5 protein-coding genes and 1 pseudogene are annotated in these 5,403 nt (G+C 37.2%); 5 read left to right on the forward strand and 1 reads right to left on the reverse strand.

All coding sequences use genetic code 11. The features are described 5' to 3' along the window. Positions 1 to 370, reverse strand: a pseudogene (locus tag CYP84_RS00005) (HD domain-containing protein); the annotation flags it as partial. Positions 371 to 480: 110 nt separating this feature from the next. Between CYP84_RS00005 and mqnE the strand changes: the two are divergent. The 5 genes from mqnE to CYP84_RS00030 are packed head-to-tail and all read left to right on the forward strand — an operon-like array spanning position 481 to position 5,219. Continuing rightward, positions 481 to 1,545 carry an aminofutalosine synthase MqnE gene (gene mqnE / locus CYP84_RS00010; RefSeq protein WP_103636254.1) on the forward strand — a complete coding sequence of 355 codons (1,065 nt, stop codon included), beginning with the start codon at positions 481 to 483 and terminating at the stop codon, positions 1,543 to 1,545. Between the two features lie 11 nt (positions 1,546 to 1,556). Next, positions 1,557 to 2,849 (forward strand): NCS2 family permease, encoded by a 1,293-nt coding sequence (locus CYP84_RS00015; protein ID WP_103636255.1) that lies wholly within the window; start codon positions 1,557 to 1,559, stop codon positions 2,847 to 2,849. Between the two features lie 12 nt (positions 2,850 to 2,861). Then, positions 2,862 to 3,302, forward strand: a complete 441-nt coding sequence (locus CYP84_RS00020) for a phosphoribosyltransferase (RefSeq protein ID WP_103636256.1) — start codon at positions 2,862 to 2,864, stop codon at positions 3,300 to 3,302. A gap of 9 nt (positions 3,303 to 3,311) precedes the next feature. Then, the gene (locus CYP84_RS00025) at positions 3,312 to 4,529 is read left to right on the forward strand and encodes an ArnT family glycosyltransferase (RefSeq protein ID WP_103636257.1); all 1,218 of its coding nucleotides are present in this window, start codon (positions 3,312 to 3,314) and stop codon (positions 4,527 to 4,529) included. Between the two features lie 3 nt (positions 4,530 to 4,532). Then, on the forward strand, positions 4,533 to 5,219 hold the full coding sequence (locus tag CYP84_RS00030; protein ID WP_103636258.1) for a pilus assembly FimT family protein: 687 nt from the start codon (positions 4,533 to 4,535) through the stop codon (positions 5,217 to 5,219). Positions 5,220 to 5,403 lie beyond the last annotated feature (184 nt).

Here is a 5,403-nt window from a genome sequence, read left to right on the forward strand (position 1 = left end):
TGCCAGAGCTATCTAAAATTTCAGAAAATTCTTTTAAGAAATTTTTTATATTATAGCCCTTTAAATTTTTATAAACTAGTAAAATTTCAAGCTCGCTATTTGCGCTAAGTAGCGTTTGAGCGTATTTGCCAGTGGCTAGAACGCTAAAAGCAAAGCTGTCGTTTTGTGGCACAAACTCATCAAAAAATTCTCGCATAGTTTCATTTAAATAAGATTTTATAAAATCATCATACTCTTTGGCTAAGAAATTTGTGAAATTTCTGCCTTGATTTTTTTGAAAATGTTTTGGCAAATTTGCCTTAAAATCAAGAAATTTATCTTTGATCTTTGAATAATTATCGCTATTTTTGGCACTTTTATCAGCTAGCATTTAGTGTTTCCATTGTTAAAAATATCTTGGCAAATGTTACATAATTTTTGCAAAAACAAAGCTTTATTTGCTTATAATAAAGCCTTAAGTTCAGCTTTAGGACGATATAAATAATGAATCTATTACAAAAACTAGAAAGTGGCGAGAGATTAAGTAAGCATGAGGCTTTTTCGCTTTATGAGCTTGATCTTTTTACCTTGGCTAAATTTGCCGACAAAAAGCGCAGAAAACTGCACGGCAACAAGGTCTTTTTTAACGTAAATCGCCATATCAATCCAACAAATATCTGTGCTGACATCTGTAAATTTTGCGCATTTTCAGCCCACAGAAAAAATCCAAATCCATACCTAATGAGCCACGAAGAAATTTTAAAGATCGTTGATGAGAGCGTGAGTCACGGTGTAAAAGAGATACACATCGTCTCCGCCCACAACGCAACTAGCGGTTGGCAGTGGTATTTAGAAATTTTTAAAAAGATAAAGGCAGCTCATCCAGAGCTTCATGTAAAGGCGATGACGGCGGCTGAGATTGATTTTTTATCAAGGCATTACGGCTTAAGCTACGATGAGGTGATAGAAAAGATGCTCGAATATGGCGTTGATAGCATGCCAGGGGGTGGGGCTGAAATTTTTGACGAAGAGGTCAGGGCTAAAATTTGCAAAGGCAAGGTGAGTAGTGAGAATTGGCTCAAAATTCACAAAATGTGGCACGATAAAGGCAGACAAAGCAATGCAACAATGCTTTTTGGCCACATAGAAAGCCGTGAAAATAGGATCGATCACATGCTAAGGATCAGGGACTTGCAGGATGAAACTGGCGGATTTAACGCATTTATCCCGCTTGTCTATCAAAGAGAAAATAACTACTTAAAAGATGTTAAATTTCTAGGATCTGCTGAAATTTTAAAGACTATGGCGATATCTCGCTTGGTGCTTGATAACGTCCCACACATTAAAGCTTACTGGGCCACTTCGACTCTAAATTTAGCGATGATCGCTCAGGAATTTGGCGCTGATGATCTTGATGGCACGATAGAAAAAGAGAGTATCCAAAGTGCAGCCGGCGCAAACAGCGCAAATGGCGTCACACTAAAGACATTTTGCGATCTCATAAAAACATCTGGTTTTACGCCGGTTGAGCGTGATAGCTTATATAACGAACTTAAAATTTACTAAAGGAGCTTGGGGTGAAATTTTTTGACTTAGCACAAAACAAAACGAGTGTGAAGCAGGAATTTGGAGCGGGACTTACGACATTTTTGGCGATGATGTATATCGTGCCGGTAAATGCGATCATTATGAGCAAAACTGGCATGCCTTATGAGGCATTAATCACTGCAACTGCGCTAATTACCATATTTTCTACTGTATTAAATGGTCTTTGGGCGAACACGCCAGTTGCGATGAGCGTTGGCATGGGGCTTAACGCTTATTTTACATTTGGTCTTTGCATCGGTATGAAAGTGCCTTGGCAAACGGCTCTTGGTGTTGTTTTCTTAAGCGGCGTGATATTTGTTGTCTTATCTTTTACAAATTTTAGAATGTGGATAATAAGATCCATCCCACTTGATCTAAGAAGAGCGATAAGTGCTGGCATAGGCACGTTTATTAGCTTTGTCGCGTTTCAGCAAATGGGCTTTATCGTAAATAACGATGCGGTTTTGGTTGGCATAGGAAATTTCAAAGATCCAAACGTGCTTCTTGGCGTTTTGGGGCTATTTTTGGTTATTTGCTTTTGGGCGTGGAAGATAAAGGGCGCATTTATCCTAGCTGTGCTTGCTACTTCAGTGATAGCTTGGGTGCTTGGCATCGCTCCTCATCCAACAGAAATTTTCTCAACTCCAGCCTCTATCTCACCGATATTTTTAGAGCTTGATATAAAAGGTGCGTTTAGCCTAGCCTTACTACCAGTTATTATCACGTTTTTTGTGACTGATCTTTTTGACTCGATAGGCACGCTAGCTGGAGTTGGCACGAGGGCTGGGATATTTGACGAAAACAAAAAAGATGGCGTCGTAAAACTTGAAAAAACTCTTGAAGCTGACGCTGTTGCTACTGCAGCTGGCTCGCTTGTAGGTGTAAGTACGACCACATCGTTTGTAGAAAGCGCTAGCGGCGTAGAAGAGGGCGGTAGGACTGGTTTAACAGCTGTATTTTGTGGGCTTTTATTTATACTTACACTATTTATGTTGCCACTTTTTAAAGCGATCCCTGGCAATGCCATCTATCCGATCCTTGTAATGGTTGGCGTGCTTATGTTTGCTGAGCTTGCTAGTATAAATTTCAAAGATCCAGCCATCGCCGTTGCGACATTTTTCATAGTTGTGCTCATACCGCTTACTTACTCGATCACAAACGGCCTTGCATTTGGCTTTATGTCATACGTCATAGTTAAGCTCATAAAGAGAGAATTTAGCGATATAAATTTAGGTGTAGTTGTGCTAGCGCTCATTAGTTTTATCGTATTTTTAGTGCATTGATAAGGATTAAAGATGATATTTTATAGCTACGATGAATTTGCCGTTGATGCCAAAAGGATGGCAAAACAGATAAAAGATGAGTTTGATCCAGAGGTGATACTAGCTGTGGCAAGAGGCGGTCTAACGCTTGGCCACTCGCTAGCCGTTGCGCTTGAAAATAGAAATTTATTTACATTAAATTCTATCCACTACGAGGATACAAACAAGCTTGATACGATACAAATTTTTAATGTGCCAGATCTTAGCAGATACACTAAAATTTTGCTTGTTGATGACATCATCGATAGCGGTGAGAGCATGGTCGAGATAAAAAGAGAGCTGCTTAAACGCTATCCAAATTTAGATATAAAGATAGCTACTGTATTTTATAAAGAGAAGGCTCTGCTTTTGCCTGAATTTAAGGTAAAAGAGGCTCATGACTGGGTTGAGTTTTTCTGGGATATACATATTTAAGGGCGCGATTTGTTAGAAAGAGTTAGAGAATTTGCTAGCAGACACATTGCTTTTAGCGTATTTTTGATATGTTTGATTGATTTTGTATTTCTACTTTATGCGGCAAATTCTCTTAGCATAAGCTACAACGAGGCTGAAATTTTCTTTCAAAAGCACAGCCTTCTTGGCTATATCTTAAAACTAAGCGCCCATTTTTTTGGTCAAAATGACCTTGCTGTGCGAGGCGTGATGATCTTTTTTCACATTGCAAGCGTAGCTTTGATGTATAAGGTGAGTAAATTTTATATAAAGCTTGAGTTTGACAGGATCATAGCGGTCCTACTTTTTGTGCTACTTCCTGGCACGCTAGCTTCAGCCCTTATCATAAATAACGCTGGAATTTGCATCACTTTAGCGCTTTTGTGCATATATCTTTTTCATATTAAAAAGAAAATTTTATTTAGTCTCTTTTTCTGCCTAGCCTTTTTCATAGATGGCCATTTTTTGATATTTTATGCAGGATTTTTTATATTTGCACTTTATAAAAGAAAGCCGCCACTTGCATGGCTTAGTGCCATTTTGTTTTTGCTGACACTTTACTTTTTTGGCTTTGAAACAAATGGCAGACCAAGCGGGCACTTTATCGATACTTTTGGCATATTTGCTGCTGTATTTTCGCCATTTGTCTTTATCTTTTTTGTATATACGATTTATAGAATTTGGGTTAAGGAAAAGAAGGATCTTTTGTGGTTTATCGCCATTTGCTCATTTTGCTTTTGCATGATAGTCTCTGTGCGCCAAAGGCTAGAGCTTGAGCAGTTCTTGCCATTTTGCGTGATCGCAACGCCACTTATGGTAAGAGTTTTTTTCAACTCTTATCGCGTGAGACTGCCAAAATTTAGAAAAGGACACAAAATTTGCACTGGCTTAGTGATGCTTTTTTTGGTATTTAACTGGTCAGCGATCATCTTTAATCAAATTTTTTACCTCTTTTTAAACGATCCTACAAAACATCTCACTTATAAATTTGATGTAGCAAAAGAGCTAGCAGATAAGCTAAAAGAGGCTGGAGTGCAAGATATAGCGACCGAAGATACAAGACTTGCTCTTAGGCTTAAATTTTATGGCATAAAAACAAAAAGCTACTCTAAAAATTTATTAGCAAGTGCCGATTTAGATGAAAAATCAAAATTTAGTATAGAAAAAATGGGAAAAGTAGTTGCAAATTTCAATATCAAGGAACGATAAACTATGAAAAAAAGAGCTTTTACAATGATAGAGCTTATTTTTGTTATTGTTGTTGTTGGAATTTTAGCTGCCATTATGATCCCAAAACTAAATAGAAATGCCTCAAGAGAAGCTGCAAATCAGATCCTAACTCATATAAGATACACTCAACACCTCGCTATGCAGGATGATAAGTATTCTATTACCGAAAAAGGATGGGCAAAACAGCGCTGGACGATAGCTTTTGCAAAAGATAAAGTAGATGGCTGTTCGGTCGATAAAAATAATGAGCAAACTTGGAAATATAGTGTTTATTATGATAAAAGTATGACCGGAAATCCAAATTCGCAAGATGAATTTGCAAGTGATATTTACAAGACTGGAAAGTTATTAACAGCTGGCTGGAGCGGTATGTCAGGTGGTGACTGCAAAAAGATAAACAAAGAGCTAAATATAGAAAAAAGATTTGGTATAACAGATGTAACCCTATCTGGTGGATGTGTAAAAGGAAATGCTAAGAAAAAAATTGCTTTTGATGAAATGGGACGACCGATGTGGTCAATAAGCACAGTTGGTGGTGGTATAAAGCGACCATACGATAGACTTCTTAAAAAAGATTGCAGTATAACAATAACTGATAAACGCGGTAATCAAACAATCATTACTATAGAAAAAGAAAGCGGCTTTGCATCCATAAAAGAAAATAGTTAAATTTGATTAAAATTTTATAGTTTTTATTTTTTAAAAAAGTTACCATTTTTTAATCTGCATTTAAGCATCCCTCATATATAATTCCAGCTCACGAAACGAGAAACCACCTTTAACTTCAACGTTAATAAAGCCTTTTTCTTATCGTTGTTCTTTTAATTTACAATTGTTAAACTATTAGTCAATC

It is taken from the genome of Campylobacter concisus (assembly GCF_002912425.1).
Lineage (GTDB): Bacteria > Campylobacterota > Campylobacteria > Campylobacterales > Campylobacteraceae > Campylobacter_A > Campylobacter_A concisus_AH.

What these genes read in the sequence shown, in the direction of transcription:
- CYP84_RS00020 (WP_103636256.1), top strand. Translation starts at nt 2,862, where the DNA reads ATGATATTTTATAGCTACGATGAATTTGCCGTTGATGCCAAAAGGATG.
- CYP84_RS00030 (WP_103636258.1), top strand. Translation starts at nt 4,533, where the DNA reads ATGAAAAAAAGAGCTTTTACAATGATAGAGCTTATTTTTGTTATTGTT.